This is a genomic window from Brevibacterium sp. UCMA 11754 (genome assembly GCF_021532275.1).
Classification (GTDB): Bacteria; Actinomycetota; Actinomycetes; order Actinomycetales; family Brevibacteriaceae; genus Brevibacterium.
In genome coordinates this window covers 53,353-70,642 of record NZ_JACBOT010000036.1, presented here as the reverse complement: position 1 = coordinate 70,642, position 17,290 = coordinate 53,353, and the positions used below count along the sequence as shown (strand labels likewise).

Genomic DNA, 17,290 nt, shown 5'->3' with positions numbered 1-17,290 from the left:
TAAGCCTGCCTTACGCAGCTTTCCTTCTATCTTTCCACTTTTCTCGCCAAGGGCGAAAGCACACGCTGTCTGTTTGGACACAGGTGGTGATGATCACGTCAAGATCGACAGTGTGTAGAAACTGGTGTGTCAGTTCACCTGCTTCGCTGCTTGGATGAGGGTCCGAACTGCCGCGCCGGTGGCGGCGACTGGGGTGTAGCCGAAAGCGGACCCGGTGTTGAAGCTCGGTCCGGCGATGTCGATGTGTGCCCAGTTCGCGTCCTCGCTGACGAATTCCTGGAGGAATGCTGCGGCGGCGAGCATACCGCCGTGGCGCGGTCCGGAGTTCTTCAGGTCGGCTGCGTTGGAGTCGAAACCGGAGAGCATCTCTTCGGGGATCGGCATTGCCCACATCTCTTCGCCGGCTTCCGTCGCCGAGGCGGTCACGAGACTGCGTGCAGCCTCAGCACCCATGACGCCTGATGTCCGATTGCCCAAGGCCACGACCTGTGCTCCCGTCAGTGTGGCCACATCGATGAGCAGATCGGGATTCTCTGCGTCGGCGTCTGCCAATGCGTCGGCGAGAACCAATCGGCCCTCGGCATCGGTATTGGTGACTTCGACCGTCTTGCCGCTGCGCATATGCAGCACGTCGCTGGGTCGAGTGGCCGATGATCCCGGCATGTTCTCGGCCAGGGGCAGCCAGGCAGTCGCGCGGACGGGCAGTCCCAGGTCTGCGATGGCGAACAGGGCCTGGACGACGGCTGCGGCGCCGGCCATGTCGGATTTCATGTCCTCCATGCTCGCTGCGGGCTTGAGGGAGATGCCGCCGGAGTCGAAGGTGATGCCCTTGCCGACGAAGCTCACGTGGCGTTCGGCGCCTTTGGGGGAGTATTCGACCTTGACCAGGCGCGGGCCGCGAGTTGATCCTTGGCCGACACCGATGAGTCCACCGTATCCACCGGCCTGGAGTTCCTTCTCGCCGAGGACGCTCACTTTGAGCTTGCGTTCCTTGCCCTGGTCCTTGACCCGCTGGGCGAAGGATTCGGGGTAGAGATCGAGGGGAGGGGTATTGACGAGGTCTCGGGCCCGGTTCGTCGCTGCGGCGATGATCGCGCCGTTGGCGTGTGCTGCCGAGTGCTCTTTGCTCTTGGGCCCGAGGATGGTGACTGTTCCGGGCACCTTGTCTGCGTCCTGGCTGCGGTAGTCGATGAAGCGGTAGGCGCCGAGGCCCGCACCGATGGTGACGGCTTCGACTGCCTGGGCGGTGATGGCCGGCAGGCCCATGGCAATCGAATCCACACCGTCGAGGGCGCGCAGTGCACTGCCTGCGGCGCGGCGGAGGGCTTCGTGCGACTTCGCTGCGGCGTCATTGCCGGACGCTGTGGAGTCGAAGGTGCCGAGACCGACCAGCAGGATGCTCGAGGAGGAGAAGCCCTTGGGTGCGGCTACTCGTGCTGTGGATCCGGCCTTGCCGCTGAATTCGATCGCGCGGACCACGTCCTCCAGAGCGGTGCGTGCGGTCTTCGCAGTGTCGAGGCCGAGGACCTTGTCGTCAGCGACTCCCAACACCAGAACGGAAGCGGTGGCTTTCACGAGTGTGGTCGAAGAGTAGCTGGTGGGCGTGGATGCACTGGGCATATATTCCCTTTCATCGTCTTTGAACGTTGAATCGATCCTAATGCCATTTCACAGGGGATGGATAACGGTGACCGTTCTGAGCAGGGATCTGCGTGAATTTCGGGTGTCTGCGAACCGTGCCGCCCTTCGGCCGATCTTTCACCTGACATATTCTGGGGGTGTGTACTCACTTATCTTCAAACTCTTCTTCGCCCCTATGGATGCCGAACGCGCACATCATGTGTCGTTCACAGCACTGAGAATCCTCGACTCCGTCCCTGGTCTGGGACGTCTGCTGCGTTTGGTTCTGGCCCACGGCACCCGCGATGAGGCGGATGTGCTGGGGCTGCGCTTTCCCAATCGCCTCGGACTCGCAGCTGGTTTCGACAAGAACGGTGAAGGGATCCACGCTCTGTCTGCGCTGGGCTTCGGCCACATCGAGGTCGGCACGATCACCGCTCATGCTCAGCCCGGCAATGACAAGCCTCGACTGTTTCGCCTGCGCGACAATCTTGCGCTGCTCAATCGGATGGGCTTCAACAACCAGGGTGCCCGGCAGGCTGCTTTCAACATCGAGAAGCAGCGGAGGTCGATTGCCTTCCTGCCTGATGCCCAGCGTCCGATCATCGGGATCAACATCGGCAAGACCAAGGTCGTCGACGCTGCCGATGCGGTCGAGGACTATGCCAGCTCAGCGCGGTACTCTGCGCCTCTGGCTGACTACCTCGTCATCAATGTGAGTTCGCCGAACACTCCGGGTCTGCGTGACCTGCAGTCCGTGTCGAGTCTGGAGCCCATCATCGACGCCGTGCGCTCTGCCGCCGCCGAGGTGGTCACAACTCCTCGTTCCACGCTCGGTCATGTGCCGCTGCTGGTTAAGATCGCACCCGATCTCAACGACGACGATGTCGTCGAGATCTGTGATCTCGCGGTGCGTTCGGGTGTCGATGGCCTCATCACCACCAACACCACGATCGATCGGGACGTGCTGAGTGGTCGGGAAGCTGACTTCGCTCGCGGCCAGGCTGGTGGAATCTCGGGCCGTCCGTTGGCTCGCCGGTCGATGGAAGTCCTGCGGTTGGTCAAGGCCACCGTCGGAGAGAACCTGAGCATCATCTCGGTCGGCGGAATCGCTGATGCCAATGACATCAGCGCCCGACTTGCGGCGGGCGCTGATCTTGTTCAGTCCTATTCGGAGATGATCTACTCCGGACCGTTCTGGCCCGGACGGACCATCCGCGCCAGGCGTGCGCGGACTCTGCTCACTCGGGGTACTGGCGGCGTTTGACCTGAGGCTTCGGCATGCGCAGCGGACGGATCTGGACGCTGCGCATGATCGCGTAGAAGGCCAGGCCTCGTTCGACGGTTCCGAACTTGGCTTTCAACCGTCCCTTGAGGATGTAGTTGACGATGACGCCGTCGAGGATGACCAACGCCAGCAGGCCCCAGACCGCGTAGGTGAAGTACTGCTGAATGGCGACCGGCTGTGTGAATGCCACAACCAAGATCAGAATCGCGGCGGGGATGAACAGCTCTCCGATGGAGAAGCGAGCATCAATGTAGTCGCGAACGTAGCGACGCTGGGGACCTTTGTCGCGGCGTGTGAGGTACTGCTCCTCACCGTTCATCATGCCGATGCGGGCACGATCACGGTCCTTGCGCGTCTGTTCCTTGGCCCTCTGGTTCGCCACCTTGCGATCCTTCGAAACCAGCGGCTGCTTACGCACCGATTCCTGCTGACTGCGTTTGGGCGTCGGCCGTCCTTTCTTCTGCTCAGCCTCACGCTGCGTGGCAGCACCAGGGTGTGAACCGTCATCGTTCACCGGTCGATTGTCGGAGGATTGCGCATCCTCATGAGATTTTTTGCTTCCGAACACCTAATGAATACTACCTTTGGAGAATGAGCGAATCGACTTCTGCACTGGACAGTGCACAATTGCATGCCGAACTCGACACTATTTTCGACGAGGTCATCGACCAGCTGAGTGATCTCGTGGCGATCCCCTCGGTCGCCTGGCCGAGCTTCGATCCCGCCAACGTTCGATCCAGCGCCGAAGCAGTCGCCGGCCTCGCCCGCAATCTGGGCCTCGACGTCGACATCCTGAACGCGGCGCAGGAGGACGGAACGGACGGGTACCCTGCTGTTGTCGCCTCGGTGCCGGCTCCAGCAGGGGCACCGACCGTGCTGCTCTACGCACACCACGATGTCCAGCCTCCGGGCAAGCCCGACGCTTGGGAAACCGAACCCTTCATCGCCACCCGGACCGGGGATCGGCTCTACGGTCGCGGGGCCGCCGACGACAAAGCCGGCATCATGGTCCACCTCACCTCGCTGCGGCTCCTGGCAGACCGCCTCGGCGTAGGGGTGACTCTCTTCATCGAAGGCGAGGAAGAGGCTGGCAGCCCGAGCTTCCGCAACTTCCTTGAGACCTACCAGGACAAGCTTGCTGCCGACGTCATCGTCGTCGCCGATTCCGGGAATTGGGCGGCGGGCACTCCAGCTCTGACAACGAGCCTGCGGGGCATGTTCGCCATCGAATTCGAAATCTCCACACTCGGTCACGCGGTGCATTCGGGAATGTACGGCGGAATCGTCCCCGACGCGATGCTGGCCATGACACGGGTGCTGAGCAGCCTCCACGATGAGAACGGCTCTGTTGCCGTCAAAGGACTCAAGTCACAGCTCGACAGCGACATCGACTACGAAGAGTCAACGATCCGCTCCGACTCCGGTGTTCTCGATTCGACTTCACTCATCGGCTCCGGCTCCCTGGCTTCCCGATTGTGGACCCAGCCTTCGATCACAGTCATCGGACTCGACATCCCCGACGTCGACGTCTCGTCGAATACTCTCCAGTCGAGCCTGCGGGCAAAGCTGTCGATCCGCTTGGCCCCAGGAGACACACCCGAGGATGCCGTCCGGGCCGTCGAAGAGCACCTGCGTGACAATCTTCCCTTCGGCGCCACCCTCACCATCGGAGACACGGAGGGCGGCAGCCCATGGCAGGCAGACATGAACGATCCCGTGGTGCAGACCGCGCAACGCGCCCTCACCGAAGCATGGGGGCAGGAGTCCGTGACCATGGGCATCGGCGGCTCGATCCCGTTCATCGCCGATCTCCTCGAGGTGTTCCCGCAGGCCTCCATCCTGGTCACCGGAGTCGAGGACCCCGACGCCAGGGCACACAGCGCAAATGAGTCGCTGTATCTGCCCGATTTCAAGGCGGCAATCGTCGCCGAGGCGCTCCTTCTGCAGAAACTGGCAGCCGGCTGAGGGCGACTCGGGAATAGGTTCATCGTCGATAGCGTTGTGCGCGGTGTAGCCTGGAGACAGGCAGGATCGAAATAAGGAGTAACCATGACTGTGACGAACGAAGCGATGGCCACGCACGAGGTTGAACTGTCGAGCACGGCGGCCGACAAGGTGCGCAGCCTGTTGCAGCAGGAAGGTCGCGACGACCTGCGCCTGCGTGTGGCCGTTCAGCCCGGCGGCTGCTCTGGTCTGATCTATCAGCTGTACTTCGACGAGCGTCAGCTCGACGGTGACGCTGTGCGTGACTTCGACGGAGTCGAGGTCATCGTCGATCGGATGAGCGTGCCCTACCTCGGTGGCTCGACCATCGATTTCGCTGACACCATCGAGAAGCAGGGCTTCACGATCGACAACCCGAACGCCGGCGGCTCCTGCGCATGCGGCGACTCGTTCCACTGACGTCCGCCCGCTGAAACAGACCTGAAAGTCACTGAGATGGACCTGGAGGATCTGCGCGCCGTGTCATACACGGCAACGCAGCCCCAGGTCCTCTCTTCGTATCGGGCCGGACTGTTCCCCATGGGCATCGGCAGCGGCGGCACCGGACGAATGGGATGGTGGGCTCCGCGACGTCGCGGTGTGCTCTTTCCAGGAGACCTCAAAGTCAGCAAGAGCCTGCGCAAGTCGATGCGCCGCTTCGAATGCAGCGTCAACACGGATTTCGAACGGGTCATCCGCGCCTGCGCGGACCCCAGCCGGCCCGGCAGCTGGATCACCGAAGACATCATCAGCCTCTACTTGGGCCTCCACGCAGACGGGTGGGCTCATTCCGTCGAAGTCAGATCAGAAGGCGTCCTCGTGGGGGGTCTCTACGGTGTGGCCATGGGCTCATTCTTCGCCGGAGAATCGATGTTTCACACCCAGCGAGATGCCTCGAAAGCCGCACTCGTCCACCTCGTCTCCCTCCTCGACGGAACCACGGCTCCAACCCTTCCCACCTCGGTCGACACTGTTGACGACGCGAATGGATGGCTCATCGATACGCAGTGGCAGACGTCACACCTGGCGAGCCTCGGCGTGTCGGAGATCAGCGGTCTCGACTACTCCGCTCGGCTAGATTCCGCTCTCCGCGGGAATCGTTGTCAGGTTATTCTCAACAAATGATCATTTGCATGTGAATTTCTACCGCTTGTAGCGGTACTCTGGTAACTGACATAGTAAGAATTCGTTCTTCGGGCATCCGGAGGACGAATAAGGTTGTGAAAGGCTGCACGTGGATTCTCCGAATCAGGCAGGACCGGGAAGGTCCTGGGCGAAGCGGCTCGGCACTCTGGGCGCCGTCGCTGTACTGGCGTTGCTGTCCGGCTGCACGAAAGAGCAGATCTCCACCGGATTCTTCCCCGCCGAATCGAAGGGCGCCACCAACCACACCGAGGCCTACACCTCACTGTGGAACGGCGCATGGATCGCCCTGCTGATCGTAGGGCTGATCGTCTGGGGGCTCATCCTGTGGGCGATGGTCGCTTACCGCCGCCGCAAGAACGATCGCGGACTGCCTGTGCAGCTGCGCTACAGTATGCCGATCGAAATCCTGTTCACGGTCACCCCAGTCATCCTGGTTCTTGGATTCTTCTTCCAGAGCGTCCAGGTCATGGAGAAGACCACCGACGACACCACTCCCGGTGAACAGGTCATCGAAGTTGCCGCAAAACAATGGGCGTGGGACTTCAACTACGTCAATCAAGACGTGTACTACGCAGGTACGCAGGTTCACCTCGATGGCTCTGAGAAGCCGGGGGAGAAGGCACCGACCCTCTACCTCCCGGTCGACACCGACCTCGAGATCAAACTTCGTTCACGCGATGTCATCCACTCGTTCTGGGTCCCCGCATTCCTCGAGAAGCGCGACATGATTCCTGGTCACGACCAGAGTCTGCATCTGCGCGCCGAGAAAGAAGGCGAGTACGTAGGCAAGTGCGCCGAGCTGTGCGGTGAGTACCACTCGGAGATGCTCTTCAATGTGAAGGTCGTTTCCAAGGCCGAATTCGAGGACTACACCAAGTCCCTCGGCGACAAAGGCAATAAGGGTCAGCTCGGTCCTGAGTACGATCGCAACTGGTACCCGAAAGAAGGTGCTGAAAAATGACCGCAACGATGAATCAGCCGGCTCTTGATGCCCCTGTTGTTCCTCGGAGCAAGGGAAAGGTCATCGTCGACTGGATTACGTCGACCGACCATAAGACGATCGGCTACATGTACCTGATCGCGTCGTTCATCTTCTTCTGCGTCGGTGGCGTCATGGCGCTCATCATCCGGCTCGAGCTCTTCGACCCGGGCATGCAGATCATTGAGACGAAGGAACAGTACAACCAGCTGTTCACAATGCATGGCACGCTGATGCTGCTGATGTTCGCGACTCCGTTGTTCGCTGGCTTTGCCAACGTGATCATGCCGTTGCAGATCGGTGCCCCAGACGTGGCTTTCCCTCGTCTCAACGCCTTCGCCTTCTGGATGTTCCTCTTCGGTTCGCTGATCGCCCTTTCCGGATTCCTCACCCCTCAGGGTGCTGCCTCGTTCGGATGGACCGCGTACGCGCCTCTGAGCAATACAACGTTCACTCCGGGTGCCGGAGGCAACCTCTGGGTTCTCGGCTTGGCGCTGCAGGGAATCGGAACGATCCTCGGCTCGGTCAACTTCATCACCACCGTCATCACGATGCGTGCCCCAGGCATGACCATGTTCCGTATGCCCATCTTCACCTGGAACGTCCTCATCACCGGCATCCTCGTCCTGATGGCCTTCCAGCCCCTCGCGGCCGCTCTGCTCGTGTTGGGCGCCGACCGAATACTGGGATCACATGTCTTCAGCCCCGGCAACGGGGGACCGATACTGTGGCAGCACCTGTTCTGGTTCTTCGGTCACCCAGAGGTCTACGTCATTGCCCTGCCCTTCTTCGGCATCGTGACGGAGATCTTCCCGGTCTTCAGCCGCAAGCCCGTCTTCGGCTACAAGGAACTGGTCTTCGCGACGATCTCGATCGCGGCTCTGTCTGTGACCGTGTGGGCTCACCACATGTATGTCACCGGCGTTGTCGCCCTGCCGTTCTTCGCCTTCATGACGATGCTCATCGCGATTCCGACAGGGGTGAAGTTCTTCAACTGGGTCGGCACGATGTGGCGGGGGTCGATCACCTTCGAGACGCCGATGGTCTGGTCCATCGGCTTCCTCGTCACATTCCTCTTCGGCGGTCTCACCGGTGTCATCCTGGCTAGCCCTGCTCTTGATATGCAGGTCTCTGACTCCTACTTCGTCGTCGCTCACTTCCACTACGTGGTCTTCGGCACCGTCGTGTTCGCGATGTTCGCCGGATTCTACTTCTGGTGGCCGAAGTGGACCGGCCGAATGCTCAACGAGAAGCTGGGGCACATTCACTTCTGGATGCTGTTCGTCGGCTTCCACGGCACCTTCCTCGTCCAGCACTGGCTGGGAGTCGACGGAATGCCCCGCCGTTACGCCGACTACCTCCCGCAAGACGGCTTCACCTGGATGAACCAGGTGTCGACTGTCGGTGCCATGCTCCTCGGCCTGTCCATGGTTCCCTTCTTCTGGAACGTGTGGATCACCGCTCGCAATGCACCGAAGGTGACAGTAGATGACCCATGGGGTTACGGCGGATCACTGGAGTGGGCGACTTCCTGCCCACCTCCTCGCCACAACTTCACCTCGCTGCCGCGCATCCGTTCCGAGCGCCCGGCATTCGATGTGAACCACCCTGAGCTGCTCGAGTACGCCGGGCACGGGACCCCAGAGCCGCAACTCACAGGAGGTAATGTCAAGTGAAATCCTCGATCTATGTCTTCGTGATCTGTGGCATCTTCTTCGCAGCCGTTGGAGTCTTCTATGGGTTCTATACGGACTTCTCTGAGATGGTCGGATTCCCGGCATTGCTCCTCGTCGGTGCGATGTCCTTGATGATCGGCGTCTACCTGTGGCTGACAGACCGTCGGGTCGGTCGCCAGCCCCAGGATAATGAGCATGCAGAGATCTCCGATGCCGACGCGGACTACGGCTTCTTCAGCCCATGGAGCTGGTGGCCGATCGTGTGTGCCGGTGCGGCCGCTGTGGCGTTCTACGGAATCGCCATGGGTTGGTGGATCTTCCCCTTCGGTGCCGTACTCGGCCTGGTAGCTCTGGTCGGACTGTCGTACGAACACGATCGTGGGGACCACGCCCACTGATTCGCTGAAGACCGATATCGGATAGCACTGATGGCCCGGACTCGTTTGAGTCCGGGCCATCGCTGTATTCACGTACAGCCTCAGGGCACAGCGCCAGTGGCTCGGACACCACACAGTCGAGTTCCTCCGTGACAATGGACTGCCAGGTGATCTGGCCAGATCGTTGTCACCGTCTCGGCAACCAGGACTATCTGTAGGGCCCCGAGACGATCAGCCGCACGAGGAGCGAAGCACTCAAGGTCTCACCTTGACCACCCTTCGCTCCTGCTGCGCATCGACTCGGGAACATGATGAGTTGTTGGACCTTCACCCGGGAGATTCTGCGAAAGACGCGCTGCTCTACTTCATAGGCCAACAGGCCACGGATCGGCGATCAGGAGATCGCGCAAGATTCTGAGAGCTTCGACCTATTCGGATTCGGTGGTCCCGGTCGACGACCTCCTGATCGCCGATCCGTGGCTTCTTCTCGTAGGTATCTGCTCAGCTCGGTAGACACCGGTGAACCTCGTCGATCACCTTCACTACGTAACCCGGTCGGACAGGCAGGGGAGTAGGTGCGCCCAGAGGCTACGACGTCTCCGTTGTGGGAGCTGATTGAGCGTCCGGTGCCGAGTGTCGGAACCTCCGTCTTAGAGCGCAGTTCGGGTGTCGAGAGTGGTCGTACGTGGAATCACCGAACAGGTCTAAGAAATGAGGTCCGCGATGAGTGCCGGCTTCAATCAGATGGAAAACAGCAGCGCCACCTCAGCGATGGTGATGGCTTCAGTACGAACGGTCGAGCTTCGAGCACAGAATGATGCCAGCTCAAACTCTCAGTTCGAGTGGTCAGCGGCGCACGATGACGGTACGACGGAGGGGCCCAACATCAACTGTTGGGCCCCTCCGTCGTACCGTCGACTCCTCAGAGTCACGTCATCTGAACTCTGACTCGATCAGTGACCGATCTGGTTGTGAGTGTTCGACTCAACCGAATCATGATCGTGGTGCGATGCTTCGAGCTCCTGCTTTGTCACTGGCGCAACACGGTCCTCGAAGAAGAACTTGGAGAGCTTCGCACGGAACTTCTCAAGTCCGGTGATCTTACCGTCCGCATTCGGCTCCGCAGGCGTATGCGTGGGCGACTCAAACGCTGTCAGCTTCCACAGTTTATGCGGAGGCAGAGCTTCGTGACGCTCAAGGAACTCGCCGTGGGGCAGACGGATGATGTTGGCCGTCTCACGTCCATGCAGTGCGATCTCACGATCCTTGCGCTGCAGACCGATGCACATCCGCTTCGTGATCATGTAGCCGATGATCGGTCCGACGAAGAACACAATCCGGAAGATGTAGATCATGTCGTTGAGTGACATCTGGAAGAACACGGCAATGATGTCGCCCGAGGCTGCAGCCCACATGTTGCAGTAGAAGATGATGCCTGCAACACCGATGGCAGTACGCGTGGGGTTGTTGCGCGGACGATCGAGGATGTGGTGTTCGCGCTTGTCCTTGAGCAACCAGGACTCGAAGAACGGATAGATGAACATCGCTCCGAACACGCCGCCCATGACAACGACTGCGCTGTTGATATTCAGCGAGATCGGCCAACCGGCAATGTAGAACTCGAACCAGCCTGGAACGATGCGCAGGAATCCGTCCGCCCAACCGATGTACCAGTCGGGTTGTGTACCTGCAGAGACCGGTGAGGGGTCATAGGGCCCGTAGTTCCAGATCGGGTTGATCGTGAAGAGGGCTGAGATCAGTGCCACCAAGCCGAAGATGAGGAAGAAGAAGCCTCCGCCCTTGGCTGCGAATGTCGGCAGAACAGGCTCGCCCACCACGTTCTTCTCGGTGTTGCCGGCACCTGGGTACTGCGTGTGCTTGTGCACGACGACGAACACCAGGTGGATGCCGATCAGAGCGATCAGCAGCGCGGGAACGATCATGATGTGGAGGGAGTAGAGCCTGGCGACGATGTCGGTGCCCGGGAACTCGCCGCCGAAGATGAAGAAGGAGAGATAGGTTCCGACCAGTGGCAGTGATTTGACGATTCCGTCAATGATTCGCAGACCGTTGCCCGAGAGCAGATCATCGGGTAGTGAGTAGCCGGTGAAACCTGCCGCCATTCCCATGATGACCAGAAGAACACCGACGATCCAGTTGAGCTCGCGGGGGCGACGGAAAGCGCCGGTGAAGAACACACGCAGCATGTGGATGCTCAGTGCGGCGACGAACAACAGTGCACCCCAGTGGTGCATCTGACGGATGAACAGTCCACCGCGGATCTCGAATGAGATCGCCAGAGTCGAGTTGTACGCCTCCGAGATCTCGACGCCGCGCAGCGGCGCCCAAGGTCCTTCATAGTGCATCTCACCCATTGCAGGGGTGAAGAAGAAGGTCAGGAACGTTCCGGAGAGGATAACGATGACGAAGCTGTAGAGAGCGACCTCACCGAGCATGAACGACCAGTGGGAAGGAAAGATCTTACGTCCGAACTCGCGGACGAGGACTGAAGCCCCGACTCGAGTCTCGGCGAAGTTCGCGGCCTTCCCGATGGTGGTTGTGGGTTGTGTAGTACTCATGGGTGATTGATCTCCCAGAACGTAGGTCCGACGGGCTCAGGGAAGTCCGACTGTGCGACCAGATAGCCTTCGCTGTCGACCGAGATGGGCAGCTGCGGCAGTGGACGTTTGGCCGGGCCGAAGATGACCTTGCAGTGTTCGGTCACATCGAAGGTCGACTGGTGGCACGGGCAGAGCAGGTGGTGTGTCTGGTGCTCATACAGTGCGACGGGGCAACCGACATGGGTGCAGATCTTGGAATAGGCGACGATGCCGTCGTGTGACCAGTCCTTGCGATCCGGATCCTCTTTGAGTTCCTTGGGATCGATGCGCATAAGAAGAACGGCGGCTTTTGCCTTCTCCTCCAACGGGTGTTCGGCGTTCTCTTCATCGCCGATGCCCGACGGCAGCACGTGGTAGGCCGAACCGATGGTGACGTCATCTGCCTTGATCGGGCGTTCGGATTCCACCGATGGAATGCCGCCCGGGTCCTGGATCAGGCGAATGCCTTTGCCCCAGAGCGTGTGGAACAACTTGTCCCCGGGCAGTGGGCCCAGGTCGCGGAATACGAGGACTGCGGGCAGGGGAGCGATGGCCAGTGCCGCAATCAGGGTGTTGCGCAGGAGAGGACGTCGGGCGATTCCCGACTCTTCCTTCGCCTGGTGCAGGATCTCAAGGGCAACTGCCTGATCCTCTTCACTGCCACCGATGTCGTGACGCTCATCGATTCCCTCGTGATCGCTCATGAGGTTCTTCGCCCACAGAACGGCGCCGACGCCGATAGAGAACATCGCTACCGCGGCACCGAGGCCGATGGAGGTGTTGTGGAGTCGAATGCTCTGCATCGTCTCGCCTGGAGAGAACAGGAAGTAGGCGACGATGAACCAGATGGTTCCCACCATCGACAGCACGAACCACAACGCCACCTGGCGTTCGGCGACCTTCGCGGCCTTCGGATCTCCGTCAGCAAGCCGAGGCTTGTGTTCCGGCAGCCCCGGGTTTGTGAACCCATTCAACTCCTCGAGCTGGCTGCCGCCGCCGAAGTGGTCTTTCGAGGTCATTGAATTCCCCGTCTTTTCTCGTGGTGATTACTGAACGACATTGACTGACTCACTTTGCCCTGGATGACAGCCATACTGTCAGTCCGATGACTGCGCTGAGGCCGAAGAACCAGATGAAGAGGCCTTCAGCCACCGGCCCCAAGGATCCCAGCTTGAAACCGCCGGGCGAGGGAGTATCCGAAACCTCTTTGACATAGGCGATCACGTCGCGCTTGTCATCGGGAGTCAGGTTCGCGTCGTTGAAGATTGGCATATTCTGCGGGCCGGTCTGCATCGCTTCGTACAGGTGCTTCTCGGAGACATCCGCCAGGTTCGGTGCGTATTTGCCTCGGGTCAGAGCACCGCCGGCGCCGACCACGTTGTGGCACATGGCGCAGTTGGTGCGGAAGAGACTGCCGCCTGCAGCAGGATCGCCCTTGGACGCATCGAGGTTTTTGTCCTCAGGGACTGAGGGGCCGGGGCCCAGCGAAGCGACATAGGCGGCCAGCTGAGCTGTCTGCTCTTCGTCGAACTGGGGTTCCTTGACACGTGCCTGCGGCCCATTGGACTGCAGCGGCATGCGCCCGGTTCCGACCTGGAAGTCAACTGCCGCTGCACCGACTCCGATGAGACCCGGTCCGGCCTTCGAGCCCTCGCCGTTGAGTCCGTGGCATGTTGCACAGTTCGCAGCGAAGAGCTTCTTGCCTTCGTCGACATCCGATGCGCTGGCAGTATCTGCCTTGGCGCTCGAGGTCTGTGTGAAGAGGGCGTAGGCTCCGCCAGTCATCAGCAGGCCCACCAAGAGCAGCACAACCAGTGCCATTGGATGCCTGCGGCGATCTGCTAAAAGCTTCACGTGATCGTCCTTTGCTTTGAATGTTGTAAGTCCGAATGGCCGAGCATCTCGAGCCGACTACTGGAGCAGGTAGATGACTCCGAAGAGACCCACCCAGACTACGTCGACGAAGTGCCAGTAGTAGGACACGCAGATCGCGAAGGTAGCCTCATGATGACCGAACTTCTTGGCTCCATATGCTCGTCCGATCACAAGCAGGAAGCAGATGAGTCCGATGGTCACGTGAATACCGTGGAACCCTGTGGTCAGGTAGAAGACGGAACCATAGCCATCAGTGTTGATGGCGATGCCCTCGCTGACCAGCGTGGCGTATTCCATCACCTGGCCGGAGACGAAGACCGCACCAAGGAGGAAGGTGAGGTAGAACCACTCGACCATTCCCCATTTGGCGATGTTGAACAGAGAACCCGTCCGGCGGGGACGGAACTTCTCCGCTGCGAAGACGCCCAGCTGGCAGGTGAATGAAGACGACACCAAAATGAGCGTGTTGCCGAGCGCATATGGAATGTCGAGGACCTCGGTCTGGGTCTCCCATAATTCCGGCACGACGGATCGAATGGTGAAGTACATGGCGAAGAGCGCGGCAAAGAACATCAGGTCGCTCGCGAGGAACACGATGAAGCCCACCGTGGTCACATTCGGACGATTGACAACCGGATGTGCTGGCGCTGTTTGATATGCAGTGGCAGTTGACACAACCCCATTATTACTCGTCTCGGGGTGAGTTTTCATCTTTTACCCAGCTTTCGGTGAATATTTTTCTACACGGTGTAGCGAAAACCTTGATTTGGTGCCGGAATCTCGTATTCGGAGCGCCCGGCCCCCGCGTGTCGAAGACAGGATAGGATGCCGCAGGTAAGTTCCATCTCGTAGTCAGAGGTGGTGGAAGTCCCTTAAGGAGAGTTCATTCGGATGACGGAGACACCGCGTACGACAAGCCCGGAAACACAGGATTCCCGGCTCCGAACCACACCCCAGGGCACCACCTACAGCTGGCCCGATCTGCTCATGACGCTCATGCACCAGCAGGATCTCGACGAGGCCGCCGCCGCGTGGGCAATGGACCAGATCATGTCGGGACAGACGCCCGATGTGACAATGGCCGCATTTCTCGTGGCACACCATACAAAAGGCGAGACCGTCGCCGAGATAGCCGGTTTGGTCTCCGCGATGATGGACCACGCCGTGCCGCTGCCGGGTCTCGAGGATTCGGTCGACATCGTCGGCACCGGCGGCGATCGGGCGAAGACGGCCAACATCTCCTCAACGGCAGCGATGATCATCTCCGCCAGCGGGCAGCGCGTCGTCAAGCATGGCAACCGTGCGACGTCATCAGCCTCCGGCTCCGCCGATGTGCTCGAAGCTCTCGGCGTCCGCTTCGACATCACCCCGGAACAGACAGGCATCATCGCGAAGGAAGTCGGCCTGGCATTCTGCTTCGCCAACGTCTTCCACCCGTCGATGCAGTTCGTGGCGGCAGTGCGTCGTCAGATCAGCGTCCCGACCGCGTTCAACATCCTCGGACCGCTGACGAACCCGGCCCGTGCCCGTCACACCGCGATCGGTGTCGCTGATGCTCAGATGGCGCCTCTGGTCGTCGGAACCTTGGCCAAGCGCGGTCACCAGGCAGTCGTGTTCCGCTCGAGAGACGGGTTGGACGAACTGAGCAACACCGACGTCAACGATGTGTGGGAGATTCGTCACGGCGAGGTCGAACACATGACCTTCGATGCCCTTGACCTGGGCTTTGAACGTGTCACAAAGAACGATCTGCGTGGCGGCGGACCCGAACAGAACGCTGAGATCACCCGATCGGTGCTCAACGGAGAGAAGTCAGCGGTACGCGACATCGTACTCATCAATACAGCAGCGGCACTCGTTGCAGCCGATGAGTCTGCTGTGGGCAGCCTGACCGAGCGATTGGCGGCGAAGGTGACCATTGCAGAGGAAACGGTAGACGCCGGCCTCGGTGCGCAGAAGCTCGACCAGCTCATCGCGGTCTCACACAGGGTCGCCGAGACGAATCGTTCCTGATTCCTGGGCGTGGAAGTTGGCCCCGGTGCGGGGGAGCGACCAAGCTCCCCGCATCGAGGTCAGCGTCGCCGACTGCAGCCATTGGGACAGGAGCCTGGTCTCCTCCGCCAGAGAGTCGGATGCTGCCGGAAGCTTCCCCGGTGCAGGAACCCATTCCGCGGTCGCGCGAATGGCAACAAAGGCCTCGTCGATTCCCCGCGAGCCACGGGAGTGTGCAGCGGCGGCCAGCTTCCCATATCGGATGACGGCGAGATCGAACCCTCCTTCGGGCCCCTGAGCGTACGCAAGGATCTCAGGGATATCTCGCAGAGCACACACGGACTCGGCCCGTGCGGCGTTTGCAAGTTCCGAACGCATGGCATCGCGCACCTCGGCGGCTGTCTCATACCTGGCTTCGGTGGCCAATCTCGACATTCTCTGCGTGCACAGATCACGCAGGGTTGAGTAGTCACCGTCCATGACCGCGAACAGATCGCTGATGTCGTCCAGGTACTCCTGCCTGTCGGTCACGCCGGCGCAGGGACCCCCACACTGACCGACCTGGGAACTGACGCACGGGCGGTGCGATCCGAGATCGGCGGAGGTGATCTTCGCCGTGCATCGCTTGACGGGATAGAGGGTGTCGAGAAGCTCCTTCACCGCTTGCGCCGTCTTGCGCGACCGGAACGGGCCCATGGGCGTTGCGGGCGACTTCTCCAATGCGGTGTTCGAACGGACGACCGACAACCTCGGATATGCCTCATCGCTGAGAACGATCCAGGAATTGCGTTCGGGGTTCTTCGACCGACGGTTATACGGCGGGGCGAGCTCTCCGATCAGCCGAATCTCTCTGACCTCGGCCTCGAGCGCATGCGCGCATGGCAGGCAGCTGACCTCCTGAGCTGCTGTGATCATCTCAGCCATCCGACCGCGGTTCTCCGAAGCGTTGAAGTAGCTTCGGACTCGGCGCGCCATATTGCCGGATTTGCCGATGTAGAGGACTCGTCGAGTTCCATCCAGGAACATGTAGACGCCAGGTTCGGCCGGAACCCCCTTGGCCAGATGAGATTTGGCTTGGCGCTTCGCCCATCCGGCCTGGCGCACCGTGGCCAGCTCCTCGAGAGTTGTGATGCCATAGCCGCCGAATCGCTCCAGCAACCGGTGCAGCAGCTCTCCGGTGGCCTTGGCATCGGAGAGTGCCCGGTGGTCGGGGGAGACTTCGGTTCCGAAATGAGCGGCGAGAGTCGACAGTTTGTGATTGCGGACCTCATCGCGACTCACTACTCGCCGAGACAGGGTGACGGTGTCGAGGACAGTCGGCTGTGGCCAGTGGTAGTCGAGCTTTTCACACGCGGAGCGGAGGAAGCCGATGTCGAAGGGAGCATTGTGCGCAACCAGGACCGCACCGACGGAGAATTCCAGAAAGCTCGGCAGCACAGAGCGAATCGAGGGAGCATCATCGACCATGGCATGTGTGATGCCGGTCAGTCTCGCCACGAACGGGCTGATCACCGATTCCTCAGGCTTGACCAGAGATTGAAATTCTCCGAGCACCTCGCCGCCGCACATCTTGACCGCACCGATCTCCGTGATCTCTGACTTTCCGGCGGTTGTACCGGTTGTCTCCAGGTCGACTATCACGAAAGTGACCTCATGGAGCGGAGTGCCGAGACTGTCGAACGACAGCTGCGAGGAGGCGATTGCTGACGGCGCTCGGTCGAATGGGGTGGACATGCGCACCAGTCTTTCACTCG

15 protein-coding genes are annotated in these 17,290 nt (G+C 60.5%); 8 read left to right on the top strand and 7 right to left on the bottom strand.

From position 1 onward, the window contains the following. Positions 1-129: 129 nt before the first annotated feature. Positions 130-1,620: a leucyl aminopeptidase gene (locus HX613_RS20495; RefSeq protein WP_235347012.1), complete on the bottom strand. Its 1,491-nt coding sequence runs from the start codon at positions 1,618-1,620 to the stop codon at positions 130-132. A 160-nt stretch (positions 1,621-1,780) separates the two neighbouring features. Between HX613_RS20495 and HX613_RS20490 the strand changes: the two genes are divergently transcribed. After that, positions 1,781-2,887, top strand: coding sequence for a quinone-dependent dihydroorotate dehydrogenase (locus HX613_RS20490; RefSeq protein ID WP_235347011.1), 1,107 nt, complete (start codon positions 1,781-1,783; stop codon positions 2,885-2,887). On the opposite strand, the gene HX613_RS20485 is transcribed toward HX613_RS20490, so the two are convergent. Further along, positions 2,862-3,422 carry a DUF3043 domain-containing protein gene (locus HX613_RS20485; RefSeq protein ID WP_235347010.1) on the bottom strand — a complete coding sequence of 187 codons (561 nt, stop codon included), beginning with the start codon at positions 3,420-3,422 and terminating at the stop codon, positions 2,862-2,864. The two genes, HX613_RS20490 and HX613_RS20485, sit on opposite strands and share 26 nt — an antisense overlap. A 77-nt stretch (positions 3,423-3,499) precedes the next feature. Between HX613_RS20485 and HX613_RS20480 the strand changes: the two genes are divergently transcribed. The 6 genes from HX613_RS20480 (at position 3,500) to HX613_RS20455 (ending at position 9,090) form a co-directional block, all read left to right on the top strand. Beyond that, positions 3,500-4,873, top strand: coding sequence for a dipeptidase (locus HX613_RS20480; RefSeq protein WP_235347009.1), 1,374 nt, complete (start codon positions 3,500-3,502; stop codon positions 4,871-4,873). Positions 4,874-4,957: 84 nt separating this feature from the next. Next, a complete protein-coding gene (locus HX613_RS20475; protein WP_101618722.1) occupies positions 4,958-5,311 on the top strand; it encodes a HesB/IscA family protein in 354 nt (117 codons plus the stop codon). 36 nt (positions 5,312-5,347) lie between these two features. Then, complete coding sequence (aat, locus tag HX613_RS20470) at positions 5,348-6,016, top strand: leucyl/phenylalanyl-tRNA--protein transferase (RefSeq protein WP_235347008.1); 669 nt, start codon at positions 5,348-5,350, stop codon at positions 6,014-6,016. Between the two features lie 109 nt (positions 6,017-6,125). Further along, positions 6,126-6,998: an aa3-type cytochrome oxidase subunit II gene (ctaC, locus tag HX613_RS20465; RefSeq protein WP_235347007.1), complete on the top strand. Its 873-nt coding sequence runs from the start codon at positions 6,126-6,128 to the stop codon at positions 6,996-6,998. Continuing rightward, on the top strand, positions 6,995-8,692 hold the full coding sequence (ctaD, locus tag HX613_RS20460) for an aa3-type cytochrome oxidase subunit I (RefSeq protein ID WP_235347006.1): 1,698 nt from the start codon (positions 6,995-6,997) through the stop codon (positions 8,690-8,692). Before ctaC ends, ctaD begins: the two co-directional genes overlap by 4 nt. After that, complete coding sequence (locus HX613_RS20455; protein ID WP_235347005.1) at positions 8,689-9,090, top strand: cytochrome c oxidase subunit 4; 402 nt, start codon at positions 8,689-8,691, stop codon at positions 9,088-9,090. The genes ctaD and HX613_RS20455 overlap by 4 nt, the downstream gene beginning before the upstream one ends. 932 nt (positions 9,091-10,022) lie before the next feature. Here the strand turns inward: HX613_RS20455 and qcrB are convergent. From qcrB to ctaE, 4 genes are read right to left on the bottom strand one after another with little or no spacing between them, the layout of a single operon-like run. Further along, on the bottom strand, positions 10,023-11,648 hold the full coding sequence (gene qcrB / locus HX613_RS20450; RefSeq protein ID WP_235347004.1) for a cytochrome bc1 complex cytochrome b subunit: 1,626 nt from the start codon (positions 11,646-11,648) through the stop codon (positions 10,023-10,025). After that, entirely contained in the window at positions 11,645-12,688 is a 1,044-nt protein-coding gene (qcrA, locus tag HX613_RS20445) for a cytochrome bc1 complex Rieske iron-sulfur subunit (RefSeq protein ID WP_143921632.1), read from the bottom strand. Before qcrA ends, qcrB begins: the two co-directional genes overlap by 4 nt. 49 nt (positions 12,689-12,737) lie before the next feature. Then, positions 12,738-13,523, bottom strand: a complete 786-nt coding sequence (qcrC, locus tag HX613_RS20440; protein ID WP_235347003.1) for a cytochrome bc1 complex diheme cytochrome c subunit — start codon at positions 13,521-13,523, stop codon at positions 12,738-12,740. Positions 13,524-13,580: 57 nt separating this feature from the next. Continuing rightward, positions 13,581-14,219: an aa3-type cytochrome oxidase subunit III gene (gene ctaE / locus HX613_RS20435; protein ID WP_442862626.1), complete on the bottom strand. Its 639-nt coding sequence runs from the start codon at positions 14,217-14,219 to the stop codon at positions 13,581-13,583. A gap of 216 nt (positions 14,220-14,435) precedes the next feature. Here ctaE and trpD point away from each other — a divergent pair, with 216 nt between their 5' ends. Beyond that, positions 14,436-15,557, top strand: a complete 1,122-nt coding sequence (gene trpD / locus HX613_RS20430; protein WP_235347002.1) for an anthranilate phosphoribosyltransferase — start codon at positions 14,436-14,438, stop codon at positions 15,555-15,557. On the opposite strand, the gene HX613_RS20425 is transcribed toward trpD, so the two are convergent. Beyond that, positions 15,525-17,270 (bottom strand): DEDD exonuclease domain-containing protein, encoded by a 1,746-nt coding sequence (locus tag HX613_RS20425; protein WP_235347001.1) that lies wholly within the window; start codon positions 17,268-17,270, stop codon positions 15,525-15,527. The genes trpD and HX613_RS20425 overlap by 33 nt on opposite strands. Positions 17,271-17,290 lie beyond the last annotated feature (20 nt).